Origin of the sequence: Azorhizobium oxalatiphilum (assembly GCF_014635325.1) — a bacterium.
GTDB classification, from domain to species: Bacteria; Pseudomonadota; Alphaproteobacteria; order Rhizobiales; family Xanthobacteraceae; genus Azorhizobium; species Azorhizobium oxalatiphilum.
On sequence record NZ_BMCT01000004.1, the window covers coordinates 97,157 to 121,645 of the forward strand.

The following is a 24,489-nucleotide window of genomic DNA, read 5'->3' on the forward strand; positions in this document are numbered from 1 at the left end:
GGCTCAGTTCTGCCTCGGGCCGTCGTCGATCCAGGCATTCTTCAGGCCGGCATAGACCTGATCGCCCTGAGCCACCGCGCCCTTCAGGTGCGCGGCATGGACGGTGAAGAACTTCAGCTCCAGCAGCGGCAGGGTGGGCACATCGCTCACCGCGATCTGCTGGAATTCCTTGAACAACTTCACCCGCTGCGCCGGATCCCCGGCGATGGCAGCAGACTGGATGATCTCGTCCACCCGCGCGTTGCGATAGCCCGAGCCGTTGGTCCAGGGCGTGCCCGTGCCCAGCCAGCCGGACCAGAATTCGCGTACCACGCCGATCTGCGGATCGGGGAAGGCGGCGTTGTAGGAGGAGGAGATGTCGAAGTCGCGGTCGACATAGACGCGCTTGATGAAGGCAGCGCTGTCCTGCGCCCGCAGGTTCACCTCGATGCCCACGCGCTTGAGCGCCTGCTTGAGATATTCGCCCGTGCGCCGGTAGTCGTCGCCATAGGGTAGGGGATCGTGGGTCAGGGTGAAGCGCGTGCCGTCCGCGCCGCGCTTGAAGCCCGCCTCGTCCAGCAGCGCCTCGGCCTTCCTGGGGTCGAAGGCATAGCGGGGCACGCTGTCGTCGAAGAAGCTGGCGAGCGTGGAGGGCACGGGGCTGATGGCCGGCTTGCCGTAGCCGAACCACACCACCTTGGCGATGGCCTCGCGATCCAGTGCATGGGCGATGGCCCGGCGCACGCGCACGTCCTTCAGATGGGTATTCTCGACGTTGAGATCGAGATAGAGCACGGGCGAGAGCCATTCATAGCCGCGCGTCTCCACCTTGAGGTTGGGCAGCTTGGCGAGGCGCTCCACGTCGCGGAAGGGCACCGGGTTGAAGGGCGCATAGAGCACCTCGCCCTTCTCGATGGCCGCCGCGCGGGCAGCGGCATCCGTGATGACGCGGAAGACGATCTTGTCCAGATAGGGCTTGCCGGGATCCCAGTAATTGGGGTTGCGCTCCAGCAGAATATACTCGCCCTTCTTCCACTCCTTGAAGACGAAGGGGCCGGTGCCAACGGGCTTGTTGTTGTACGGATTGTTCAGGAGGTCGGTGCCCTCATAGAGGTGCCTGGGCAGGATCGGCCCGCCCACCGCATTGATCACCGAAAGGATGGGCAGGGAGGGGCGCGAAAGCTTCAGGATGACCGTGTGCTCATCCGGCGTCTGCGTCTCAGCCACATTCTCGAACAGCGCCCTGTTGCGCGGGTGGACGGTCTTCCAGACGTTCTCCAGCGTCCATTTCACGTCCGCCGCCGTGAAGGGCTTGCCGTCATGCCATGTCACGCCCTTGCGTAGGTGAAAGGTGATGGTGAGCCCATCGGATGCCACCTCCCAGCGCTCGGCCAGCGAGGGGCGGGGCGTCAGGTCGAAGTCGTAATAGACGAGGCCGTCGAAGATGTTGCCGGCGATCACCTGGGTCGGCTGGGCGGTGTTTGTAGCCGGGGTGAGGGTGACGGGCTCCGGCTGGATGATGGCTGTGAGCGTGCCGCCGCGCTTGGGCGTTTCCGCCGGCTGGGCGAAGGCGGGCAGGGCACCGGTGGCGCCCAGAAGCGTCGCTGCGGAGGTGCCGGCGAGGAAGGCGCGGCGGCTGAGACGGACGGTGGTCATGTTGCGGGTTCCCGGAAGAGCCAAGAGCCGGCGGCGGACGTCGCCGCCGGCGCGCGAGAGAAGGGATCAGTTTGCCTTCACATCCTCGAACCAGAAGTCGCGGAAGGAGCCATAGACCTGATCGCCGGTTGGGGCGGGATGGCGCAGATTGGCGGCTTCCACGGTGAAGAACTTCAGCTCCACCAGCGGCAGGCTGGGCAGATCGGTGAGCACCGTCTTCTGGAAGTCCTTGAAGATCTGGATGCGCTTTTCCACGTCCGCCTCGCCCTGCACAGCGGTGAGTTGAGCGTCCACCTTCGGATTGCGGTAGCCCGAGCCGTTGGTCCAGGGGATGTTCTTGCCGACGGCGCCGGACAGATAGGCGCGGCTCACGCCCACCTGCGGGTCGGAAAAGGCGGCGAACCATGTGATGGCGATATCGAAGTCGCGATCACCATAGACGCGCTTGGTGTAAGCGGCGGTGTCCTGGGTGCGCACATTGGCCTCGATGCCGACCCGCTTGAGCGCCTGCTTGATATATTCCGCCGTGCGCTTGAAGTCGTCGCCATAGGGGATGTAGTCCACATCCAGCGAGAAGCGCGTGCCATCGGCGCCGCGCTTGTAGCCGGCTTCGTCCAGCAGTGCCTCGGCCTTCTTCAGGTCCACGGGATAGGAGATGCCACCGGCATCATGGAAGGCCGCGAGCGTGGAGGGAATGGGGCTGGTCGCCGGCTGGGCGAAGCCGAACCACACCACCTTGGAAATGGTGTTGCGGTCGATCACATGCGCCAGCGCCTGCCGCACCTTCGGATCCTTCAGCTGCGGGCGCTCTACATTGAAATCGGCGAACAGCCAGGGAGAGAGCCATTCGTAGCCCGCGGTGGAAACACGCAAGGTCGGCAGCTTGGAGAGCCGCTCGGCATCCTTCAGCGGCACCGGGCTCAGCACGCCATATTGCACCTCGCCCTTCTCCAGCGCGGCGGCGCGGCCGGCGGCGTCGGGGATGACCTTGAAGATCACCTTGTCCAGATAGGGCTTGCCCTTGTCCCAGTAATTGGGATTGCGCTCAAGAACCAGATAATTGCCCCGGCTCCATTCCTTGAAGACGAAGGCGCCCGTGCCCACCGGCTTGTTGTTGTAAGGGTTGTTGAGGATGTCGGTGCCCTCATAGAGGTGCTTGGGCAGCACCTGGGCGCCGTTGGAATTAAGCGAGGAAAGGATGGCGACCGAGGGCTCGCTCAGATGTAGCACCACGGTGAGATCGTCCGGCGTATCCACCGAGATCACCTTGGCGAAGGTGGCCTGATTGCGCGGGTGGATCTTCTTCCACACCTCTTCCAGCGTCCATTTCACGTCCGCCGATGTGAAGGGCTTGCCGTCGTGCCACGTCACCCCCGGCCGCAGCTTCAGGGTGAGGGTGCGGCCGTCCTTTGAAGTCTCCCATGAGGTGGCGAGCGCCGGCACGGGATTGAGCTTGGAATCATAATCCACCAAGCCGTCGAAGATGCTCCCCGTTACGACCCCGGTGGGGGCGGCGCTGTTCAGGGCTGCGGTGAGGATGACGGGCTCGGGCTGGATGATGGCGGTGAGCGTGCCGCCGCGCTTCGGCGCCGGTTCCGCAGAAGCTGTAGAGGCGCCGGCCTTCGCTGCGTCCTGCGCCATGGCCGAACCGGTCCCGCCAAGGAGCGCCACGGCCAGCAGGGCTGCGGCGCCCCGCATCCATAAGGCGGTCTTCGGTGCCACCGGTGCGGCGGAGAATACGTGGCTCACGGCGATCTCCAAAAAACATTGATCTAATGTGGATAAAATTGTATCCCTTGCGTAATTTGTAAGTCAACTATTTCAATGGAAATTGATGGTTATATTTATTGCCTTTGTTCTCAGGGCGATAGGTGAGAGCCCGCGCATGCGAACTGCCGCAAACGAGGTCTCAACGGGTGGTGCGCGGGTGGTGGAGCATGCGCGCCGCGCCTGTGCTCAGGCGCATGCGGGCGTCATCATCCCGCCGTTGGATTGTCAGTCCAGGCGCGCGTCCGCAAAGTTGCCCAGGGCGCCATCCATCGGTGATGGCATCGCGCAGCGGGCGATTGCCGAGCGTCACCCACTGGAATTCGACGAGGTAGGGGAGGCTGCCATCGATGTTATTCGATCAATAGGCCCGCTGCACGCCGTCCGTGGGATCCACGCCGTTGACGAGCGTCTGCACATCAAGATCGAAGACACGCTCCGTGTAGATGCGCCGGATGTAGCTGGCGAAATCCGAACCGCCGATGTCGGCTGCGACCCCCATCTGGTGGAGCGCCTGCCGCACATGTTCGGCGGTGGCTTTCAGGCAGGGTTCCACCGGATTGTGCAGCAGTCGCAGCCGGAAGCGGAGGGCGTTGACGATGCGGGGATAGCCGGCCTCGTCCAGCAGGCGCTGCGCGCGCGCCGGATCGGCGGCGTAAGGCGGACAGGCGCACGACGGCGGTCAGCGTGTCCGGCGTATCTGCGGCGGTGATATTGGCGAAGGTGGAGCGCCGGCGTCGATGAAACAATGCTCCATAAGGGGCGCCTCAACGGGCCTCGATGGGCGTTGCCATCTTCAATGATGTCGGGCGCGCAGGAGACGGCGGCAGTGCGGGCAGGATCGCCTCCTGCAGGGCGCGCCCGGCGGGGCTGGAGAGGACCAGTGCCGATGAAACCGGCGTATCCTCGACGATCCGTCCGGCATCCATCACCAGCACGCGGGAGCAGAAGCGTTCCACCAGCCGCAGATCGTGGGTCACGAACAGATAGGAGACGCCCCGAGCACGGCGCAGATCGGCGAACAGCTCCAGCATCTGGATTTGCAGATGCAGATCGAGATTGGAGACCGCCTCGTCGAGGATGATCAGCCTTGGCTGCGGTGCGAGCGCGCGGGCGATGCACACCCGCTGCAACTGCCCTCCGCTCATCTGGTGCGGATGGCGGTGGGCGACATCCGGACCCAGCCCGACAGCCGACAGGAGTTCGGCGACGCGTGGCCGAATTTCGGAGACCGACAGACCGCAGAGGTTGCGCAGCGGCTCAGCGATGACCGAACCGATGGTGCCCCGCGGATCGACGGCCCCCACCGAATCCTGAAACACCATCTGCACCGTGCGGCGAAGCTCCATCCATTGCGTCTTCGACAGGTGAGCCAGAGGCCTCCCCTCGTACAGGACCTCACCCGTATCTGGCTGGTCCAGCCCCACTAGCAGGCGTGCCAGCGTGCTTTTTCCGCACCCGCTGCGGCCGAGCAGGGCGACGGTTTCGCCGGTGGCAATGTCGAGGGAGGCGCCGTCCAGTACGCGATGGGCGCGCGTGCGGCCGAGCATGGACATGCGGCCATAGGCACGAGAGACGTTTCGGGCCGAAAGCAGGCTCATGCGACGTCCTCAAGACCATAGAGCGATAGATGAGCCGCGACGAGGCTGCGGGTTACGGCGTGCTGCGGGGCGTGGAATATCTCCATGACACCGCCAGTCTCGATGATGCGGCCGTGTTCCATCACCGCCACCCGGTCTGCGAGGCGCGCCACCACGCCCATGTCGTGCGTCACCAGCAGGATGCCCAGCCCCCGCTCGCCCTTCAGCCGGTCGAGCAGATCGAGGATTTCGCGCTGGACGATCAGATCAAGGTCGGTGGTTGGTTCGTCGGCGAAGATGAATGGCGCGCGGGATACCAGCGCCAGCGCGATCATCATGCGCTGGAGCATGCCGCCGCTCATCTCGAACGGAAACAGCCCGAGGACGCGCTCCGGGTCATCCAGCCCGGCATCGCGCATGGCCTGTGTGACTTCCGCCCTTGCATCCGCTCCCCTGCGGCCGATGGCCCGCAGGCTTTCGCCCACATGCTCGCGCATGCTGCGCACCGGATTGAATGCGGTGCGCGGGTTCTGGAGGATGCTGGCGACCTGACGGCCGCGCAGCTCGAAAGCGGTGCGCACGTTGCCGTCAATGGCCACCGATCCAGCCACCCGCCGCGTGCCCGGAGGCAGGACGTCGAGGCAGGCGGCGCACGTCATGGACTTGCCCGAGCCGCTGGCACCCACAAGCGCCAGAACTTCGCCGGCATGGAGCGTGAGGGAGACGCCATCCACCAGCGCCGTGCGGCCATGGGGATGGATGGCCTCCACACGGAGACCTTCGATGGTGAGCGCGTGAGCAGTCAATGGGAACGCCCCGTGTCGAGACGCGGATCGAGCCGGTCGCGCAGGGCATCGCCCGCGAGATTGAAAGCCATGACGGTGATGAAGAGCGCAAGGCCCGGCCAAACCATCAGGATCGGGTTTGTCCAGATGAACGGCTGGGCATCCTTGAGCATCACGCCCCACTCGGCCGTCGGCGGGGCAACGCCGAGGCCAACGAAGGACAGGCCGGACACGTGCAGCATGATATGGCCGATATCCAGCGTGGCGAGCACCAGGAGCTGTGATGCGGTGCCCGGCAGCAGGTGCTTGAGGAAGACACCCAGCTGGCTCGTTCCCGCAAGGCGCGAGGCCAGCACATACTCACGATGCTTCAGCGACAGGACGATGCCGCGCACGATGCGCGCATACCAGGCCCAGTGGGACAGGGCGATGGCGACCACCACATTGGTGAGCCCCGTTCCCAGCATGCCGATCAGGAACAGCGCCAGTACCAGCGTCGGGAAGATCAGGAAGATGTCGGTGATGCGCATGATGATCTGGTCGGCTCGGCCGCCCAGCGTGCCCGCCGTCCCGCCGATGAGGATGCCGGCACCGAGGATCAGGCTCATGGTGACGGCGACCGATCCCAGCGAGAGCCCCGCGCCTGCGATCAGACGCGAGAGGATGTCGCGACCAAGATGATCGGTGCCCAGCCAGTGCGCCGCGCTCGGCGGCTGAAGGCGGGCCAGGAGATCGATGGCATTGGGGTGATAGGGCGTGACCCACGGCCCTGCGACCGCCACGGCGACGATCAGCACCACCAGCGCGAAGGAGAAACGCGCAGACCATGAGAAGCGATGCCGGCGCGTGGGCATCGATACCTCGAGGGACAGGGATTGCTCAGTCATTCGAGCCTCCGGCAGAGAGGCGAATGCGCGGGTCCGCCCATGCGTAGACGATATCGACCACGAGATTGCAGACGACGAAGATGACCACCATGGACATGGTGAAGCACTGGATGACGGGAAAGTCCCGGTTCAGCACCGCCGAGATGGCGTAGCGCCCGACCCCCGGCCAGCCGAAGATGGTTTCGATGATCAGTGTTCCGCCGATCAGCTCACCCACATGCATGCCCGTGGCGGTGATGATAGGCAGCAGCGCATTGCGCAGGACATGGGAGCGCTCGACGGTCCGTTCCGAAAGACCGCGCAGGCGCGCATAGGCGACGTGCCGATTGCCCGCTGCCTCCAGCATGCTCGCCCGTAGCAAGCGGGCGTTGATCGACAGCGACATGAGCGAGACGGCAATGGCCGGCATCACCATATACTGCCATCCGCCGCGCCCCATGGGCGGCAGCCAGCCGAGCTGGATGGAGAAGAACAGGACGAGGAGAAAGCCGAGCCAGAAATTCGGCATCGACACGCCGAAGAAAGCGACGAGACGGACCACGTGGTCCGGCCAGCGATTGGAGTGGCGGGCTGCCCACATGCCCAGCGGCATCGAGATGCCCAGCGTCACGACGAGGGCAACACCCGCCAGTTGCAGGGTGGCCGGCAGGAAGTGCATCAGGTCCGGCAGAACGGGGCGCCCCGTCGCGTATGACCTGCCGAAATCCAGCTGAACGGCTCGCCACAGCCAGTCGAAATACTGCGTGATCAGTGGGCGATCCAGGCCCAGCATGGTGCGCGCATGCTCCAGCGCCTCCGGGCTCGGCGGCACGTATGACAGGCGCAGATAGTCCATGGCGGGATCGCTCGGCGCCAGACGCAGCACCAGGAAAACGATGATCGATGCGCCGAGCAGCATCGGGATCAGCAGCAACAGCCGCCGAAGAATGAACCCCAGCATGGTCAGCGCGCCTCCGGCCGGATGCGTTCGAACGGGATCTCGCTGGCGAGTGGCGCTGTCGGTATGTCGCCGAACCGGGGTTTTGAGACGATCATGGATGTGGCGTAGGTGAGTGGCAGGTGGACAGCGGCGTCGTGCAGCCGCGTGAGGATTTCGCGGTAGAGCGTGCGGCGCTCGTTCTCGTCAGTGGTACGCAGCACCGCGCCGATGGCGGCGCGTATCTGGTCCTTGTCGGGGAGGCCCTCCTGAGACTGATAGTCCGCATGGGTGGGAAACCGGGTGGCGCTCAGGAAACCCTGCGGATCATACGGCGCACCCCAGGTGCGGTTGAAGATCATCCCGAAGCGGCCATCGCGATGGCGGGCATAGACGCTGCTTTCCTCCTCGCCGATCAGGTTCACCTGAATGCCGATGTCGGCGAGCTGTGCGTGGATGATCTCCGCGAGCGTCTTCGCCACCGCATCGGGGCCGATGAAGCAGAGATCCAGGGTGAGTACTTCTCCCGCCTTTCGCCGGACGCCATCATCGCCGAGACGCCAGCCGCCGTCATCAAGCATCTTGCGCGCGAGCGCGGGATCAAACCCGTAAGGCTTGAGCCCCGCATCCGCATAGGGAACAGTGGGGGCGAACAGCGTGTCCGCGCGAACCTGCGTTCCGGCCAGAACGGTCGCGACGATCAGATCCTTGTTGACCGCATGATTGATCGCCTTGCGAACCGCGATGTCCCGCGTTGGGCCGCGATTGGCATTGATGGTGAGAAAACGGGTTTCCACCGGACTGGAGACCTTGGCGGTGAACGTCGGCATGGTCTTGAAGCGAGCGAACACCTCAGGGAAGATAGGGCCTTCGCTGCCGAAGATCAGATCCAGCACGCCAGCTTCCATCGCCACCGCACGAGCATTCGGATCGATAATCACCTTGACCTCGATCTCATCCAGTGCAGGTCTCTCGCCCCAGTAGCGCTCGTTCCGCACGAACAGATCACTCTCCCCCAGTCGTGTGCTCCTGAGTATCCATGGGCCGGTTCCGATGGGAGCCACAAGGCCATCTGCCGTCCCGCCATTCCTGAACTGCGAGGGCGCCGCGAAGCGGAAGGGACGGGACAGGGACAGCTCGGCGAGGGTGGGGTAATAGCTCTCATCGAGCGTCATGCGGACCGTGCGCTCATCAAGCGCCTCGATGGCCGTGATCCGCTTTGTCAGCTCCAGCCAGGCGTGCCGTGGCCGCTCCGCGAGGATGGCGTTGAAGTTGGCCACCACAGCAGCAGCATCGAAGGGTTCCCCGTTCGAGAAGGTCACGCTTTGGCGCAGCCGGAATGTGTAGATCCGGCCATCCTCCGAGATGTCCCAGGATTCCGCCAGCCACGGCGCGAAGGTGCCATCCGCCTGATATTTCACGAGCGGCTCATAGACCATGGCGACCGCGAAGATCTGATCCGGAGCATAGAGATGCGGGTTCAGCGGCCCCACGTTCGTCAGCCAGGAGAAGGTCAGCCGCGCCGGCGCCGCGGCAGTCCCCTGCGCGGTCAAAGCGAGGCTGATGGCGATGAGCCAGAACCGGAGAAACGTCACGGGAACCTCGGGGGATGGTTACGACAGTGCCGCGTGTGGGACACTGCGAAGAGCACGGGGCGCGCTCCTGCGCTCACTTCGTCAGGATGATCTTGTCGTTGGAGGTGAGCCGGAGCACGTAGACCTGACCATCGTGGAGGATGCGGATTGTCCGGCCCGTCTGGAAGAGCGATGCGCTATCCAGCGTGCCGTCCATCATCCATACGACCCTGCTGGGCGATTGACCATCCATGTCGTCTCGGCACGTGCCGCCCGCGTCTGTCCGGGGGCTGCGGCGTGGGGGGCTGGTGCCCGACGGGATGACGTCCATTCGCTCCAGCAGAGCCATCTGTCCCTCTAGAACTTCGCCGTATAGGACAATTCGACGCTGCGCGGTGCGCCGATATAGATGTGCTGCGAATTGTAGCCCGACCACTCGCCATAGAAGGCATCAGTCAGGTTCCGGCCGCGCAGCCGGAGCGTTCCCGGGCCGACGTCATAGCTGATCCAGGCATCAACGACCGTATGACCTGCCACCTCGATGGTGTTCGCGGTGTTGGTGTAGAAAGAGCTGACATACTGGAGCGAGGCGCTGACCGTCATCGGCAGCGTCGGCACCTTGTAGTCGGCCATCAGGAAGTAGGTCCACTCCGGCACGTTGGTGGGGCGGTTGCCGGCGAGGCTCATGCCGCTGGAATCGAGCAGGTTGGTATATTCCGACTTGGTGTAGGAGACATTGGTGGTCAGCTTGAGCTGGTCGGTCAGCGCGATTGCGAGTTCTGCCTCCACGCCGCGTGAGCGCTGGCTTCCGCCCTGGACCGTGAGCGCCGGATTGGCCGCGCTCGGCGTCAAGATGTTGTCCTGCTCGATCTGGAACACGGAGGCCGAGGCAACCGCCCGGTTGTTCCAGAAGGTGGATTTCACACCGGCCTCGATGGACGTGCCGGTGGAAAGTTCGAACTTCGCGCTGTCGATGTTGGCAAGGAGAAGCGAGGAGACGGGAATGGTGGCCTGATTGTACTGCGCAAAGAGAACGGTGCCCGGCAGAATCTCGTAGACCGTGCCCAGACGATAGGACACGCTCTCATAGTCCGCATCAAAGCCTGCGGATGAGAGGGCATTGAGATCAAACGTGGACTGCTCGATCTTGATGGTCTCGTAGCGGATGCCACCCACAACCAACCACTTGTCGGTGATGTTGACCGCATCCTCAGCAAACACCGCATAGGTGTCGACCGTGGAACTCAAATTCTCCCGCGTGCTGAAATTGGCAGCCGTGGTCGGTGGGAAAAAGCCGCGATCGGGGAAATACGGGCTGACCGGCGTGGTCATGCCGAAATATCGCTGGGTGGAGAATTCCGTGTTGGTGTAGCCAAGGCCCACCGCGAAGCGATGCCGCATCCCGCCCAGCGCGCCGTCGAAGCGCGCGCTGATCTGCTCCGACAGCACCTGCTGATCATGGGTGATCAGCACCGCCGAGCGGTCGAGCAGCCCGGTGCCCGCGTTGTACATGAACTCCTCGGAGTTCGACCAGTCGCGGTCGGACGTATAGTAGCCGAGGTCGTTGCGGATCGTCCAATTGTCGGACAGCTCATACTCCGTGCGGTTGCGGAGCCAGACGGAATCCGAGCCCATCTTGCCGTCATAGACGTTGTAATTGCGGTTCCGCAGCGCACGATCCAGGACGAGGCCGTTCGGCGCCGACACCACGCCCGTGGGCGAGATGGCTGCTGAAGCCGCGATCAGCGGCGTGCCTTCATAGGGCGTGCGGAGATCGTCATGGAAATAGTCGAGAGAGGTTGTGGTGGTCAGCCTATCCGAGAGGGCGACGGTGGCGCCGAGACTGATGGCGGCGGTCTTCGTGTCGGTATCGTCCACATACCCGTTCGACTGGCTGTAGACACCGCTGGCGCGCAACGCTGCGTTCTGCCCCAGAGCGACATTGTAGTCCGCGCCGACCCGCACGGTACCGAAGCTGCCGTAGCTGAGGAGCGCTTGTCCGGTGTTGCGGCCGAGGATCGGCTGTTTCGTGACCAGATTGATCGTGCCGGCCAGAGCGCCGTTGCCGGAAATGACCGATGACGGCCCCTTCAGCACCTCCACGCGGTCAAAGGTGAAGCTGTCCAGATTGCGCGACATGAACTGGGAGTCCGGGGCCTGCATGCCGTCGAACATGTAGCTCACGGCACCACCGGAAAAGCCGCGAATGGAGGTTGCGCCCGGCGTGCCCGGCGCATTGCCCGACATGACGCCCGGCACGCTGTTGTAGACCTGAACCAGGGAATCGAGCCCGCGATCCTGCATCTCCTGCTGGGTCACGATATCCACGCTGGCCGGTGTCTCGAATGGCGTGAGCCCCACCAGCGATCCGGTCTCACTGCTGATCTTGAGCTTCTCGATGTTCGGCAGCACGAGTTGCTCGGCCGCGGACGCCGCCTGTACGCTCACAGTCGCAAGCTCGATGGTGCCTTCGGACTGCTGTGCTTGAGCAGATGACCAGGAGGCGCTGCCGAGGAGAGTCAAAAGGCTGACCGATGTGGCCTGACGCCGCCAAAACGATTTTTCCAAAGACATGAAACTCTCGCCCTCACGCGCCGCCAGCCCGTCGCCGGAAAACGCACCAATCTCATTGCGATGGGAGGCTTGGTGTCAGCGCGCCATTGCTGCCGCGCGTGAACGCTGATCGTGCCGAGATGGATGAACGAGACGGCTTTCGCAGTCCCCGTCCTTGCCAACTCACTGAACCAAAGCCCCTTTTTCACAGGGCAGCACCCTGATTCCAAGCCGTTACCCAAAGTAACTGATACAATGTATCTTTTATGGATGCCAGCTGTTTTTGAGTGCGATGCACAGCGCATGTCGCATGCCGGCGACGGCCGGTTGGGGCAGATGGGTATGCGCGAGGGCGAAAGGGCGTGGGGTCAAGCTCCGGCTTGGTCGGAGCTTGACTTGATCTGCCCACGCTGGAGCGCAGGCCGTCAGAACTTGACGGTCACACGCGTGTTGACGGAGCGACCGGCACCGGCCACCGCATAGCCCCAGACGGGCGAGGTGCCCATCATGGAGGTCTCCTGATAGTTCACGAGGTTGGCGCCGCCGAGGGGCAGATCGTAGTTGGTGTCCAGGATGTTATCGACACCGAAGTCGATGCGGACCGTGTTCCACTGATAGGCGGTGCGGAAGTTGAGCAAGGCGTAAGCATCGGTCTCGACCTCGTTGCGCACCTGGCTGACCTCGGTCTTCGAGCCCACCATCTGCACCTCGAACGTGCTGGTCCAGTTGCCGATGGTGTGGTCCAGCGCCAGCGTGCCGTTCACCGGCATGATATGGTAGAGGTTCACCCCGTCGGTGCGTTCGCCGCGCACGAAATTCAGGTTCCCGCGCAGCACGCCGCGTCCGTAGCCGAGGTTGTCCCAGAGCGTCAGCTTGCCGTCGAGATTCACGCCGTAAAGATAGGCGTCGTGGTTGGCGAACTGGAGATAGACGAAGGTGTTCGTTGCCGTGAGATTGTTCGATAGGCTCGACAGGCAGCCGGCAAGCGCACAGCGGTCGGCGTCGATATAGTCCTGCACGTAGCTGTAATAGGGCGAGACGCGCAACTGCCAGACTTTCTGCTGCGGGTCATGCCAATCGGCCGTGAAGCTGATCGTGTGCGCCTTTTCCGGCTCGAGATCCAGATTGCCCACATAGCCGTTGCCGTCGCCGAACCACCCGATCATGGACATGGCCATGGCGCTGGTGGACCAGGTGTAGCGATCGTAGAGGTTCGGTGAACGCGTCTTGCGGGCGAGGCCGAATTCGTAGGTGCTGGACGGGTTGGGCGTGTAGCGCAGGATGGCGGAGCCGTCGATGTTGAAATCGGTTTTGGCGTGGTCCTGCGCATTGAAGGCGTCGGCCGCAGCACCGTACATCATGGCGTTGTAGCCCTGCACATCGCCGGTATTCATCCAGACGATATCGTTGCGGATGCCGAAGACGCCGGTCCACTGGCTGTCGAAATGGCGCTCCCATTCGGCGAAGGTGCCGAGGCGCGTGCGCGTGCCGTTGTTGATGGTGGTGAAGGTGTCGGGGCTCATCATCATGGAGCCGTCGACAGGCGGCCACCAGTCATCGAGCAGGTTGTAGAACAGCTCGTTGCCGACGCGCACGGTGTCATGGGGCGACACGTTGAAGGTCGCCTTCACATTGTAGCCGATGTTGGTGCTGCGGGTATCCATGGGCATGTCGCCGCTCTTGTCCGGCTGGATGAAGCCCATGGTGTGCCGGACCCGGCTGAAGAAGGTGCTGGCCTCGACCTGGCCCCAGTCGAACTGCCCCTCATAGCGTCCGTTGACGAAGAAGGAGCGGTTGTCGACGAGGTCCATATATTGGTTGGGATAGCCCTGATAGGGGATGAACTGGCCACCGAGTTGCACCGTGAACAGGTTGCCGGCGTCCCGCTTCGAGATGCTCACCGCATGGTTCTGCGTCTCGTACATGGTGGACTTGATCTTGGTGCCGTCACCGGCAGTGTAGTCGCTCGCCCGCGACCAGCCGCCGGTATAGGTGATGTTGGTGTCCTCGTTCGACATGGTGGCGGTGGCATCCGCGCCGAAGGCGTTGCCGTTGCTGCGGTAGAAGCCGGACACGCTGCCGCTGGTGGTGATCTGCTGGCCCGAAGTGAAGGTCGGCGGGGAGACTTCGACTTTCACCTTCGCGCCGGTGAAATCACCACCGACACTGACCGGGGCGGTCGCCGTGTAGACCGTCGCATTGGCGATCATGGCCGGATTGACGAACGACATGGGCGGATTCATCTCGTTCGGGCAGGCCACGCCATACAGCATGTCGTTGACCGAGACCTGCACGCGATCCGCGCCCATGCCGTTGATCGCGGGCAGGCTGGAAACGCCGCCGGCACCCCATGTGGCGCCGCCCGGCACGCGGTTGATGAGCGAGCCGCTGTCGCTGGTCGACATGGCTGCCGTGCTCGCCACCATGGACGAGATGGTCGCGGCATCGAGCGGCAGGAAGAGGTCGCCGTCGGCATTGCCGCTTCCGCCAGCGGAGGTGTCGAAGGCGGGCGCCTGAACGACGACGGACGGAAGGGGAAGAGGTTCGTCGACGGTTTGCTGGGCCATGGCCGGAGCCGCGACCGTGGAGGCAAGGAGGAAGGCGACGCCCTGCTGTCGCAGGCGTCGTTGCATATAGGGAGCGCGCATGGGGGCTACCTTCGGATGGATCTGTGGGAACGATGCAGCGTCCGTGCGCGCCCGGTCACGCCTCGCGTGAGGTGTGCCGTTCGCATCGATGAGACACCGCTGTGCTGCTGAAGATCAGATCGCGGAAGGGGGGCCCCGGGCGCCGAAGGCCCGCAATGTGCGGTGAGGCAGGGCAACGGTTGCAATGTCAAACGGGAGGGCAGTGCCGCTTCCCAGGTCCACCGGGCTGCCATCCGCCGCGGGCGAAGGCGCAAAACCCGGCCAGGCCATGACGCAACCGAGCTGACAGCAGACCGGAACGGAATGCGTCCCGCTGTCATCGGTGGTGCCGCCATCATCCGTCTGCGTCGACCCCACACAGAGTATGAGGTCGTGTCCGAGCGTATCGGCGCGCGCTTCCACCCTGGCCGCGAACCCCGTGATCAGGAGTTGCAGCACCAGTGCGTAGGCGATCGCCATGGCGATCGGAAAACGCCAGCGTGAGGGAGGGCGGATGGTCATCGAATCCCAGCTTCGAACGACGTCTTATAGGCGGCACCGGACGCCGGTGTCGCGGGCTATTTCGTCGCGTCGGTCTGCGGCGGCTGTCCGCAGTTTGGAGCGAATTGACGGTGGGCCGATGATCCCATAGCGTCCATCGTGACGGTTCCCGAGAGGGATCAAATGGGAATGTGGTTCGGATGGGGTTCGCCCCGTCCAATGCCGCGGCTGTCCCCGCAACTGTAGGCGGCGAGCCTCTCGTCATCGGCCACTGGGCGTCAATGCCTGGGAAGGCGGCGAGACGGCAATGACCCGTGAGCCAGGAGACCTGCCGTCAACCGTGGTTGCACGCAAGCTCGTCGGGCGGGGGTGTCCTGATGGTGGCCAATGCCGTCGGCAAGACGGAGGAAGCCGGTGTTTGCGGTGACGTGCCGACTGCCGCTGAGGGCTTTCATGCCTTACGTTTCCGTTCTGCCGGCCTCCTGGGGACTGTCCATTCGTGGTGCCGCCCTCGGCCTTCTCGCATCCGTGGCGCTGTTCCCGGTGCTCGGTCGGGCGGCGCTTGCAGCAGATGAGGCAGTCACGGCTTCGGCCCCCGCTGCGGAGGAGGCCGCGCCCTCCATCGCCCCGCAGCTGGGTTGGCTCGGCGATTGGGGCGGGGCCCGGACGAAGCTGGCCGATGCCGGGGTGCAGGTCGGCGTGAATTACATCGGTGAGCTGTGGCGCAACACGCAAGGCGGCCTCGGAACCGGCACGGCATATAACGGTCGCTTCCAGTTCAGCCTCGATGCCGATCTGGACAAGCTGTTCCACTGGAGCGGCGCCACCTTCCATGTCAGCGCCCTGCAGATCCAGGGCTCGGGCTTTTCCGGCCAATATCTCGGCAACATCATGGGGGTGAGCAATGTTGACGCGCTCTCCTCCACCCGCCTGTTCGAGCTCTACCTCGAGCAGAGCTTCGCCGATGGCAAGGCGAGCCTGCGCTTCGGCCAGCTCTCGGCGGATTCCGAGTTCGCTGCCAGCGACAATGGCGCGCTGTTCATCAATTCCACCTTCGGCTGGCCCGCATTATTTGCGGCCGATCTGCCGAGCGGCGGCCCGGCCTATCCCTTGGCCACGCCGGGCGTACGGCTGAAGCTGACGCCCACCGAAGACTTCTCCTTCATGCTCGGCCTCTTCAATGGCAATCCCGCACCCTGCTGCGGCGATCCGCAGGTGGAGAACCGGCACGGCCTGAATTTCGTCGTGGACCAGGGCGTGTTCGTGATCGGCGAGGCCGCCTACAAGTACAACACCGCACCCGATGCGCAGTGGCTGCCCGGCACGGTGAAGGTCGGCGCGTGGTACAATTCGAACGCCATGCCGAACCAGCGCTACGACATCTTCGGCATTCCGCTCGCCAGTCCCGACAGCATTGGCATCCCGGCCGAGAAGAGCGGCGACTATGCGGTGTACGCGATCGTCGATCAGATGCTGTATCGCAAGCCGGGCACGAAGGATCAGGGCATCGGTGTGTTCGGGCGCATCACCGCCGCACCGGGCGCCCAGAACCAGATCGGCTTCTATGCGGACGGTGGCGTGAACTTCAAGGGCATGGTTCCCGGCCGCGAGGACGACTCTTTCGGCGTGGCCTTCGGAACCTCCCGCGTGTCTTCGGCCGCGCGCGGCTTCGATGCCGACACTGCCTTGTACACTGGGGCCTATTATCCGGTGCGCGGCAGCGAGACGGTTCTGGAAGTCACCTATTCCGCACAGATCACGCCCGGCTTCACCATTCAGCCGGACTTCCAGTACATCTGGAACCCCGGTGGCGGCGTCCTCAACCCCAACGACCCGCTGGGACTTTCGACCGTGAAGAATGCCGCCGTTTTCGGCGTGCGGACGACCATCAACTATTGAGGCTGACTTCCACGATCCGGACCGGTGATCATTCGACCGCGCAGATGTCGGATCGCACGAGGAAGCGTCGCTCGCGGCCGTTGTCGAGGGAGAACATGCCGCCGCGTCCCTGCACCACGTCCAGCGTCAGGCGGGTGTGCTTCCAGACCTCGAACTGCGCGGCGCCCATATAGAAGGGCGTCTCGCCGATGCTGCCCAGGAGCACGTCGCGGTCGCCGATGATGAAGTCGCCGCGCGGATAGCACATGGGCGAGGAACCGTCGCAGCAGCCGCCGGACTGGTGGAACAGCACCGGGCCATGATCGGCGATGATCTCATCGAGCAGTGCTATCGCGGCAGGCGTGGCGCTGACCTGAGACTGTGGCGACGTCGGCATGGCACGCTCCGGAAGAAAATGGCACCGCATTTTCCGAAGCCCTGAACGGAGTTCGGCTCATGCGGTGCCAGGTGCAGCGCGTCCCTGCCGGGCGGGTAGGGGGGCGGCAGGGACGGCCCAGGGATGGGATCGCTCAGAAGAAGCCGAGCTTTTTAGGCGAATAGCTGACGAGCATGTTCTTGGTCTGCTGGTAGTGATCGAGCATCATCTTGTGAGTCTCGCGCCCGATGCCGGATTGCTTGTAGCCGCCGAACGCCGCATGGGCGGGATAGGCGTGGTAGCAATTGGTCCACACGCGCCCCGCCTGGATGGCGCGGCCGAAGCGATAGGCGCGGGTTCCGTCGCGGGTCCAGATGCCGGCACCGAGGCCATAGAGCGTGTCATTGGCGATGGTGAGCGCCTCCTCGTCATCCTTGAAGGTCGCCACCGACACGACCGGCCCGAAGATTTCCTCCTGGAAGACACGCATCTTGTTGGTGCCCTTGAAGACGGTGGGCTGCACATAGAAGCCGCCGGCCAGATCGCCCGGCAGTTCGTTGCGGGCGCCGCCGATCAGGACTTCCGCGCCCTCCTTCTTGCCGATGTCGAGATAGGAGAGGATCTTCTCCATCTGCTCGCTGGAGGCTTGGGCGCCGATCATGGTGGCGGGGTCGAGCGGATCGCCCTGCTTGATGGCGGCAACGCGCTTCAGCGCCTTCTCCATGAAGCGATCATAGATGCTCTCGTGCACCAGCGCGCGGCTGGGACAGGTGCAGACCTCACCCTGATTGAGGGCGAACATGACAAACCCCTCGATGGCCTTGTCGAGGAAGTCGTCATCTTCCGCCGCCACGTCCGCAAAGAAGATGTTCGGCGACTTGCCGCCGAGTTCCAGCGTCACCGGAATGAGGTTCTGGCTGGCGTACTGCATGATCAGCCGGCCGGTTGTGGTCTCGCCGGTGAAGGCGATCTTGGCGATGCGGGGGCTGGAGGCCAGCGGCTTGCCGGCTTCGAGCCCGAAGCCGTTGACCACGTTCAGCACGCCGGGCGGCAGGATGTCGGCGATGAGGTCGATCAGCACATGGATGGAGGCCGGTGTCTGCTCGGCGGGCTTGAGCACCACGCAATTTCCGGCTGCCAGTGCCGGCGCCAGCTTCCACACCGCCATGAGGATGGGGAAGTTCCACGGGATGATCTGGCCGACCACGCCCAGCGGCTCATGGAAATGATAGGCGACCGTGTCGTGGTCGATCTCCGAGATGCCGCCTTCCTGCGTGCGGATCGCGCTGGCGAAATAGCGGAAATGGTCGATGGCCAGCGGTATGTCGGCGGCGGTCGTCTCGCGGATGGGCTTGCCGTTATCCCAGGTCTCGGCCAGCGCCAGCGTGTCGAGATTCTGTTCCATCGCGTCGGCGATGCGCAGCAGCAGCAGGGCGCGCTCGGCAGGGCTCGTGCGGCCCCAGGCGTCCTTGGCGCGATGGGCGGCATCAAGGGCCAGCTCTACGTCTGCGGCTTCCGAGCGCGCGATCTCGCAGAGCACGCGTCCATTCACAGGCGAGGTGTTCTCGAAATACTTGCCTGATGTCGGCGCCACATAGGCGCCGCCAATGAAATTGTCGTAGCGGGGCGCGAACGGAACTTTGGTGGCGCGTGCGAATTCCGGCTTGTTCATGGCTGGCCTCCCTTCATCGACGCTTAAGTTGCGTCCTGAAGAGAAGCTTCGGCGGGTCTCCGGCGCCTGTCAGCATGGCTGCGATCATCTGCTTGCCGCATCTGTCGCAGGGCTGCGACACTGTGCGGTGCAAAATCTCAGTGCGGCCGGTCGAGCCCCAGTTTGCCCAGCTTGCGATGGAGCGTGGCGCGCGAGAGGCCGAGCTGCCGTGCGGCGGCGGTGATATTTCCGCCTGTCCGGATGAGGGCGCGTTCCAGAATGGCGCGCTCGGCCTGCCTCAGCTCTTCCTCGAAGCCGACGAGGGCCTGATCGGTGCCATCGGCCATGGATACGGGCTTGCCGATGATGCCGCCGGAGGCCCGGTAAGCCTGTCGCGCGGCCCGCGTGGCACCCACCACCACGTCGTCCTTGTCCACCGCAAGCAAAGCGTGGGGAGCCCCGTCTGCGGTGGCGGCCACCACGATGCGGGCGGAAGGGTAGGCCATGCGGAAGGTCTCGGCCTCAATCCGCCTTGCGGCGTCCGCCACTGCGAGCGCGATGACGTTGACCAGATCCTCCGTCAGATCGTGGCGACATGAGGAGACATCGAGGGCGGCAGCGACGTTGCCTTCGTGGTCATGGATCGGGGCGGTGGTGCAGGACAGCAGGGTGTTACGGGTGAAGAAGTGCTGGTCGCGATGGATGGTCACGGCCCGCTGCTCCACCAGGCAAGTGCCGATGCCGTTGGTGCCCTCGCGCTCTTCGCTCCAGACGCTGCCGGGCCAGAGGCCCCAGCCCTCGAACAGGGCATCGTCCCCGGCAGCACCCCGCCGCTCGATGGGGATGCCGTTCCGGTCGGCGATCAGGACGCAGCAGCCCATGCCGCCCACGGCGAGGAAGAGGCGGTCGAGGCTGGCCTGGGAGGCCCTGATAAGGGGCTGTAGCTGCTCCCGCGCAGCCGAGAGGGCGGGGCCTTCCAGACGCTGGGGGGCGCGTCGTTCCGTGGGGTCGAGCTGATGCAGGCCGGCAGAGCGCTGCCACGAGGCCACGAGGGCGGAATTGACCGCCTCGCCCGCCCGGATGGCGGTGTGGATTCTGTCGGCGTGCTGCGACGCCTCCCGGTGCGACATCGCCTCCTCCCTGGAGCTGTCAGCTTCTGGCGTTCCGTCCCGTATGCGGGCGATCCTGCCGATCTCGCGATCGGGGCCGCCGTTCTTGTGCGTCGACTATAACGGATCGCGGATGCGGCCGACAGACCGTCCACGACACCGTGACCGGGGCAGGGGGCGTGGTGTGCCGGGCTCAGAGATCCAGGCTCAGCGGCCCCTTCGGCACGGCGCAGCACAGAAGGGCCGTGCCGGGGCCGGGAAGCTCGATGTCGGTGGGGGAATGATCCACCGTCCCCGACAGGATGCGGGTGGAGCATGTCATGCAGTCGCCCACCCGGCAGATGGACCGGACGGGGACGGAATGGGCTTCGGCGAATTCCAGGAGGGAGGTGTAGCCATCGGTCCATGGCATGCTCATGCCGGAGCGGGCGAAGGTGATGGTCGGGCCCTCATCCACATTCGGGGGCGCCGTGGGGGATGTGCCGGCCGTGCCTGCCTGCGGTGAAGCCGGTGCGGTCGCTGGTCCGAATGCCTCCCACCGGATCCGGTCCCGTGGCACGCCATGGGCGTTCAGTCCCTCGATGAAGGCAGTCATGAACCGGCCGGGGCCGCACAGATAATAGTCGTAATCCCCCCACGGCAGACGGCGCTTCAGCGTTTCGATGCCAAGGCGGCCCTCGGCCTCGAATTGCCCGTAGAGCCGGTCATGGGCAGTGGGGTGCTCGTAGCAGACGTGCACATGCACGTTGGCATGGCGTGCTGCGAGCGCACGGACGTGGGACGACATGGCGTGTTCACGGCCCGAGATCGCTGCGTGCAGGAACCAGATCTCGCGCCGGCTGCCCGTGGCAACGAGGTGATCCAGCATGGACACCATGGGGGTTAGGCCCACACCGGCGCTCAGCAGCACGACCGGCCTCCCGCTGTCCTCGCGCAGGATGAAACGCCCGGCGGGAGGGCCGAGCCGGATGGACGTGCCGACCTCCACATGATCGTGCAGGAAGTTCGAGACGAGGCCGGGCGCTGCCTCACGCTTCACGGAGATGCGCAGCTCGTTCTGCCCCGGAGCGCAGGAGAGGGAATAGGCCCGGCGCAGGGGCGCCGGTTCGCCGGGCACGTCCACCTCCACCTGCACATGCTGGCCGGGAGAGAAAAGAGGAGGGGCGCCGCCATCTTCGCGCACGAGGTAGAAGGAGGTGATGACCGCGCTTTCGCGCTCCTTGCGGACGCACCTGAACGGCTTGAGGCCCTGCCACGTCTCTTCTGCAACGGGCTGGTCCCAGAGCTTCGAGCGAATGAAGGCCTTGGCGCAGTGGAAGAAGGCGTTGTCGAGCCGGAATTCAAGGGCGAAGCCGGCATCGGGCGCCTGCGCAAGGTGCCCCTTCATCCGCAGGGTCTCCTTCACGCCGGGAATTACGAACAGCAGCCCCACCTCATAGGTCGCGTCACCATCAAGCGGCAGCCTGTCGCCGGGCCATGCGGAAGCGGGAACGGCAATACGGAGCGTCGTGGCATTGATGACGCGTACGAAGCCTTGTGAGCCGCCGAACAACAGTGGGAAGGGATTGCCCTTCCCATCGCGGACGTGCAGTGCGATGAAGGTCGCCGCGCCGACGAAATTGGCGGTGTGGTGATCGAAGGAACGCTGGACCTTGCTGAGCACGATGTTGCCCGGCGGATCATAGAGGCCGGCAAGGCCTGCGGAGGCCAGCAGCTGTTCGCGCAGTTCGATTTCGCTCATGCCAAGGCCTCAGAGACGGTTCCGATAGGATTCTGCGACGAAGGCTTCGGCCTCCGCGGTTGTCATGCCGCCCACCTGATCCGCCAGAATTGCCCCGAGCGTCGGCACATCGGAGAGGTTCTCTTCCGGGCGCCAGAAGTGCGCGGCATCGAAGGCGGAGCTGGGGCGCAGTTCCGACCAGAGAACGGTGATGTCCAGCGTCGAGCGCGGCAGGCGGTTGTTCGACGCCAGCCCCGCAAGGATATCCGGGTCCGTATTGATGCGCGCACGCCCGCCCACGAAGAGGGCCAGCTCCTCCTGCGGTGCGAGGAAGACGAGCGCGATGCGCGGGTCCTGAATGACGTTGCGAATGGTGTCGATCCGGTTGTTGCCGATGCGGTCGGGAAGTCTCAGCAGGTTCTTGCCCAGAACCTGCACGAAGCCCGGTGTATCCCCACGCGGGGATACGTCCGGCGGTGCGTCGGCGGAGCCGGACATGATGAAGGCGAATGGGGACTGCCTCACGAACGCCGTGTGATCGTCCGGCAATTCATAATGGGCCACGCTTGCCGCATTGGCGGTCGATGTGTCGTGCGGGTGGGCGGGGGCCAAGGCTTCCTCCGGGCGCGGGACGGAAGCCCTATGATAGAGGCCCGTCATGCCCCCGACCTTCGCTGAGCCGCCAAGATGTCTCGCTGAAGTGACGATGATCGCGCGCCCCATGGGAGTGCCACCGCGAAAAGGTGCGGACGCCGGACGGTCTCATGGAAAGGGGGCAGTTCCGCGGGGCGTGCCGCCGCTGCATACTGCCCGCCTCCGGTCAGCGCGGCCGGAACGAAGCGGGGACCATGAAACGCACCAGTGGCAATACTCCCCCGGCGCCCATCGTGGAGCTGGAGACGGACGGGCGACCCGTCCATGTGCGTCCGATGGATTTCGCCAAGGGAACGGTCATCGATCCCCATCGGCACCGGCGCGGCCAACTGATCTACGCGACCTCAGGCCTGTTCGTCGTCCGCACGCCGGCAGGCATCTGGATGGTGCCGAGCCTGCGCGGCGTATGGGTGCCGCCCATGACAGAGCATGCGGTCAGCCTGCTGACGGACACCCGCATGCGCAGCGCCTACATCGCGCCGGAGGCGTGTGGCGTGCTCGGCCAAACCTGCAGGGTGATCAGCGTTCCCAGTGTCCTGCGGGAACTGATCATCTATCTGGGCGACAGCCGGAGCCCGCATGATGCGGATTTCCATCAATCCATCGCCGTGGTGATGACCGGACTGATCCGCGAGGTTTCAACCGCCTCGCTTTCGGTGCCGCTGCCGGAGAATGACGGGCTCAGGCAGATCTATCGCGCCCTGACCGAAGATCCCTCGGACCAGCGGACGCTCAAGGACTGGGCGCGCGCGGTGGGCGGCTCCGAGAGAACCCTGCTGCGCCGCTTGAAGGACGAGACGGGCATGTCCTTCCGTCAATGGCGCCAGCAGATCCGGCTCCTGTGCTCGCTGGAGCGGCTCGCCAGCGGACAGCCGGTGACGACCGTGGCGCTGGATGTCGGCTATGAGACGGCCAGCGGCTTCATCACCGCCTTTCGTCAGACTTTTGGTGCAACGCCTGCCGCGTATTTCGAAAGCTGACGGCTGAGCGCGCGTGCTTTGCGACAGCCAGGCAGATCAGCCCGGCCGTCCCACGATCAGCCGCAGCGAGCCCTCGAAATGCGGCTGCGTGCGCAGATGGCCGAAGCGGCGATCCCAGGTGCCGTCTTCGAGATCACGACCCAGGGCCGCGACGAAGCGCGTGCCGACGGACGCGTCAACGAAGCTCCATGCGGAATTCGCACGCCGGGCACCGGGGTCCAACAGCCGTTCCGGCCGCCCGTAATAGGCTTCGCCGAAACCGTCCGTGCAGTGAAGGGGGATCGGCACCGGGATGACCTCCACCGTGCCGCCGAGCCCGGCCACGATTCTGTCGATGGCCGGATAGCGGCTCGCCTCAACGGCGATGGCCTCGGGCGCGTAGGACGGCAGCCAGCCGCAATCCAGCGCGTCCGGATCGCACGAGAGGATCACGACGGGGCCACTGCTGACCCGCCGCATCTCGGCAAGTCCAGCTGACAGGTCGGTCCACTGGTGAACCGTGAAGCTGGCCAGAGCGGCATCGAAACTGCCGTCCGCGAAGGGGAGCCGCTCGGCCACCGCGTCCACGGCCGGCGCCAGATGGGCGGGCCGCTGGGCGCGCATGGAGGCGGACGGCTCGACCGGCGTCACCGCCCGGTCTGTCGGTTCATACGAGCCGGCACCGGCGCCGATATTGACGATGGTGCGGGCATCACCGAGCGCGTTGAGGATGAAGCGGGCAATGTCGGGATCGGGCTGGCGATAGTTGGTGTAGCCGCCGCCGATGAGACCGTAATTGGCATCGCCTGCGCTGCCGTCATCATGGCGAGACCTTGCTGCGTCGTTCTCCATCTTGCCTCGAACCCGATGCCTGATAACACTCCGTTCTATGATATGGGACGAAGGTCACGCATTGATGACGCCCTTCGCGGGACGCTGGCGCGTACGTCGGCGCATCTTCGATGGGGTGTCCGGCCTCAGGCCATGGTTCGAGGGAACGGCTGAGATATCCTCGGACCGCTTTGAGGAGGCGGGTGTGTTCCATCACCCGGGCCACGACCTGCCGGCACAGCGCATGTATTGGCTGGAGCGCGAGGCGAGGGCTGTCCGGGTCCGCTTTCCTGATCATCGCCCGTTCATCAGCTTGACGCACGAGGCCACCCAGACGGTCGAGCACCGATGTGGCGACGATCTCTATCGGGGCCGGTTCATCTTTGCCGATGATCGCAGGTGGGTGGAGACGTGGAGCGTCCGGGGGCCGCGCAAGGACTATCGCAGCATCAGCCATTTTCTCCGCATCTGATCGCGGGGCGCGCT

General features: G+C 64.7%; 21 protein-coding genes and 1 riboswitch. Of the genes, 3 read left to right on the forward strand and 18 right to left on the reverse strand.

Annotation, left to right across the window (positions count from 1 at the left end):
- Nucleotides 1–3: 3 nt before the first annotated feature.
- From IEW24_RS14905 to IEW24_RS14960, 12 genes are all read right to left on the reverse strand, one after another.
- Nucleotides 4–1,635 carry an ABC transporter substrate-binding protein gene (locus IEW24_RS14905; RefSeq protein WP_188579994.1) on the reverse strand — a complete coding sequence of 544 codons (1,632 nt, stop codon included), beginning with the start codon at nt 1,633–1,635 and terminating at the stop codon, nt 4–6.
- 66 nt (nt 1,636–1,701) lie between these two features.
- Entirely contained in the window at nt 1,702–3,384 is a 1,683-nt protein-coding gene (locus IEW24_RS14910; protein WP_244644425.1) for an ABC transporter substrate-binding protein, read from the reverse strand.
- 379 nt (nt 3,385–3,763) lie between these two features.
- Entirely contained in the window at nt 3,764–3,958 is a 195-nt protein-coding gene (locus IEW24_RS14915; protein ID WP_188579996.1) for a hypothetical protein, read from the reverse strand.
- Between the two features lie 211 nt (nt 3,959–4,169).
- A complete protein-coding gene (gene nikE / locus IEW24_RS14920; protein ID WP_188579998.1) occupies nt 4,170–5,003 on the reverse strand; it encodes a nickel import ATP-binding protein NikE in 834 nt (277 codons plus the stop codon).
- On the reverse strand, nt 5,000–5,788 hold the full coding sequence (gene nikD, locus IEW24_RS14925; protein WP_188580000.1) for a nickel import ATP-binding protein NikD: 789 nt from the start codon (nt 5,786–5,788) through the stop codon (nt 5,000–5,002). The genes nikE and nikD overlap by 4 nt, the downstream gene beginning before the upstream one ends.
- Nucleotides 5,785–6,654, reverse strand: a complete 870-nt coding sequence (gene nikC, locus IEW24_RS14930) for a nickel ABC transporter permease subunit NikC (protein WP_188580002.1) — start codon at nt 6,652–6,654, stop codon at nt 5,785–5,787. Before nikC ends, nikD begins: the two co-directional genes overlap by 4 nt.
- Nucleotides 6,647–7,594, reverse strand: a complete 948-nt coding sequence (gene nikB / locus IEW24_RS14935) for a nickel ABC transporter permease subunit NikB (protein ID WP_188580004.1) — start codon at nt 7,592–7,594, stop codon at nt 6,647–6,649. The genes nikC and nikB overlap by 8 nt, the downstream gene beginning before the upstream one ends.
- 2 nt (nt 7,595–7,596) lie before the next feature.
- Nucleotides 7,597–9,165 (reverse strand): nickel ABC transporter substrate-binding protein, encoded by a 1,569-nt coding sequence (nikA, locus tag IEW24_RS14940; RefSeq protein ID WP_188580007.1) that lies wholly within the window; start codon nt 9,163–9,165, stop codon nt 7,597–7,599.
- Nucleotides 9,166–9,238: 73 nt separating this feature from the next.
- The gene (hemP, locus tag IEW24_RS28775) at nt 9,239–9,493 is read right to left on the reverse strand and encodes a hemin uptake protein HemP (protein ID WP_244644426.1); all 255 of its coding nucleotides are present in this window, start codon (nt 9,491–9,493) and stop codon (nt 9,239–9,241) included.
- A gap of 8 nt (nt 9,494–9,501) precedes the next feature.
- On the reverse strand, nt 9,502–11,667 hold the full coding sequence (locus IEW24_RS14950) for a TonB-dependent receptor (RefSeq protein WP_244644427.1): 2,166 nt from the start codon (nt 11,665–11,667) through the stop codon (nt 9,502–9,504).
- A 455-nt stretch (nt 11,668–12,122) separates the two neighbouring features.
- Nucleotides 12,123–14,345 (reverse strand): TonB-dependent receptor, encoded by a 2,223-nt coding sequence (locus tag IEW24_RS14955; RefSeq protein ID WP_188580011.1) that lies wholly within the window; start codon nt 14,343–14,345, stop codon nt 12,123–12,125.
- A gap of 114 nt (nt 14,346–14,459) precedes the next feature.
- Nucleotides 14,460–14,846 (reverse strand): hypothetical protein, encoded by a 387-nt coding sequence (locus IEW24_RS14960; RefSeq protein WP_188580012.1) that lies wholly within the window; start codon nt 14,844–14,846, stop codon nt 14,460–14,462.
- Between the two features lie 125 nt (nt 14,847–14,971).
- A riboswitch (cobalamin riboswitch) is annotated at nt 14,972–15,175 on the forward strand.
- Nucleotides 15,176–15,278: 103 nt separating this feature from the next.
- On the opposite strand from IEW24_RS14960, the gene IEW24_RS14965 reads away from it, so the two are divergent.
- On the forward strand, nt 15,279–16,724 hold the full coding sequence (locus tag IEW24_RS14965) for a carbohydrate porin (RefSeq protein ID WP_188580013.1): 1,446 nt from the start codon (nt 15,279–15,281) through the stop codon (nt 16,722–16,724).
- A gap of 28 nt (nt 16,725–16,752) precedes the next feature.
- On the opposite strand, the gene IEW24_RS14970 is transcribed toward IEW24_RS14965, so the two are convergent.
- The 5 genes from IEW24_RS14970 to IEW24_RS14990 form a co-directional block, all read right to left on the reverse strand.
- The gene (locus IEW24_RS14970; protein ID WP_188580015.1) at nt 16,753–17,100 is read right to left on the reverse strand and encodes a DUF779 domain-containing protein; all 348 of its coding nucleotides are present in this window, start codon (nt 17,098–17,100) and stop codon (nt 16,753–16,755) included.
- 133 nt (nt 17,101–17,233) lie between these two features.
- The gene (adh, locus tag IEW24_RS14975; RefSeq protein ID WP_188580017.1) at nt 17,234–18,751 is read right to left on the reverse strand and encodes an aldehyde dehydrogenase; all 1,518 of its coding nucleotides are present in this window, start codon (nt 18,749–18,751) and stop codon (nt 17,234–17,236) included.
- Nucleotides 18,752–18,888: 137 nt separating this feature from the next.
- Nucleotides 18,889–19,860, reverse strand: a complete 972-nt coding sequence (locus IEW24_RS14980; RefSeq protein WP_188580019.1) for a GAF domain-containing protein — start codon at nt 19,858–19,860, stop codon at nt 18,889–18,891.
- A gap of 172 nt (nt 19,861–20,032) precedes the next feature.
- Entirely contained in the window at nt 20,033–21,580 is a 1,548-nt protein-coding gene (locus IEW24_RS14985) for a 2Fe-2S iron-sulfur cluster-binding protein (protein WP_188580021.1), read from the reverse strand.
- 9 nt (nt 21,581–21,589) lie between these two features.
- Nucleotides 21,590–22,171 carry a pyridoxamine 5'-phosphate oxidase family protein gene (locus IEW24_RS14990; RefSeq protein ID WP_188580023.1) on the reverse strand — a complete coding sequence of 194 codons (582 nt, stop codon included), beginning with the start codon at nt 22,169–22,171 and terminating at the stop codon, nt 21,590–21,592.
- Between the two features lie 236 nt (nt 22,172–22,407).
- Here IEW24_RS14990 and IEW24_RS14995 point away from each other — a divergent pair, with 236 nt between their 5' ends.
- Nucleotides 22,408–23,193, forward strand: coding sequence for an AraC family transcriptional regulator (locus IEW24_RS14995; protein WP_188580025.1), 786 nt, complete (start codon nt 22,408–22,410; stop codon nt 23,191–23,193).
- A gap of 36 nt (nt 23,194–23,229) precedes the next feature.
- Here IEW24_RS14995 and IEW24_RS15000 read toward each other — a convergent pair whose 3' ends face one another.
- A complete protein-coding gene (locus tag IEW24_RS15000; protein WP_188580027.1) occupies nt 23,230–24,024 on the reverse strand; it encodes a class I SAM-dependent methyltransferase in 795 nt (264 codons plus the stop codon).
- Nucleotides 24,025–24,088: 64 nt separating this feature from the next.
- Here IEW24_RS15000 and IEW24_RS15005 point away from each other — a divergent pair, with 64 nt between their 5' ends.
- A complete protein-coding gene (locus tag IEW24_RS15005; RefSeq protein WP_188580029.1) occupies nt 24,089–24,475 on the forward strand; it encodes a DUF6314 family protein in 387 nt (128 codons plus the stop codon).
- Nucleotides 24,476–24,489: the final 14 nt, after the last annotated feature.

Excerpts from the sequence above, each read along its gene's own strand:
- IEW24_RS14985 (WP_188580021.1), bottom strand. The coding sequence starts at position 21,580 with ATGAGCGAAATCGAACTGCGCGAACAGCTGCTGGCCTCCGCAGGCCTT.
- nikB (WP_188580004.1), bottom strand. The coding sequence starts at position 7,594 with ATGCTGGGGTTCATTCTTCGGCGGCTGTTGCTGCTGATCCCGATGCTG.
- IEW24_RS14965 (WP_188580013.1), top strand. The coding sequence starts at position 15,279 with ATGCCTTACGTTTCCGTTCTGCCGGCCTCCTGGGGACTGTCCATTCGT.
- IEW24_RS14960 (WP_188580012.1), bottom strand. The coding sequence starts at position 14,846 with ATGACCATCCGCCCTCCCTCACGCTGGCGTTTTCCGATCGCCATGGCG.
- IEW24_RS14970 (WP_188580015.1), bottom strand. The coding sequence starts at position 17,100 with ATGCCGACGTCGCCACAGTCTCAGGTCAGCGCCACGCCTGCCGCGATA.
- hemP (WP_244644426.1), bottom strand. The coding sequence starts at position 9,493 with ATGGCTCTGCTGGAGCGAATGGACGTCATCCCGTCGGGCACCAGCCCC.
- adh (WP_188580017.1), bottom strand. The coding sequence starts at position 18,751 with ATGAACAAGCCGGAATTCGCACGCGCCACCAAAGTTCCGTTCGCGCCC.
- IEW24_RS14955 (WP_188580011.1), bottom strand. The coding sequence starts at position 14,345 with ATGCGCGCTCCCTATATGCAACGACGCCTGCGACAGCAGGGCGTCGCC.
- nikE (WP_188579998.1), bottom strand. The coding sequence starts at position 5,003 with ATGAGCCTGCTTTCGGCCCGAAACGTCTCTCGTGCCTATGGCCGCATG.
- IEW24_RS14995 (WP_188580025.1), top strand. The coding sequence starts at position 22,408 with ATGAAACGCACCAGTGGCAATACTCCCCCGGCGCCCATCGTGGAGCTG.
- IEW24_RS14905 (WP_188579994.1), bottom strand. The coding sequence starts at position 1,635 with ATGACCACCGTCCGTCTCAGCCGCCGCGCCTTCCTCGCCGGCACCTCC.
- IEW24_RS14980 (WP_188580019.1), bottom strand. The coding sequence starts at position 19,860 with ATGTCGCACCGGGAGGCGTCGCAGCACGCCGACAGAATCCACACCGCC.
- IEW24_RS15005 (WP_188580029.1), top strand. The coding sequence starts at position 24,089 with ATGACGCCCTTCGCGGGACGCTGGCGCGTACGTCGGCGCATCTTCGAT.
- nikC (WP_188580002.1), bottom strand. The coding sequence starts at position 6,654 with ATGACTGAGCAATCCCTGTCCCTCGAGGTATCGATGCCCACGCGCCGG.
- IEW24_RS15000 (WP_188580027.1), bottom strand. The coding sequence starts at position 24,024 with ATGGAGAACGACGCAGCAAGGTCTCGCCATGATGACGGCAGCGCAGGC.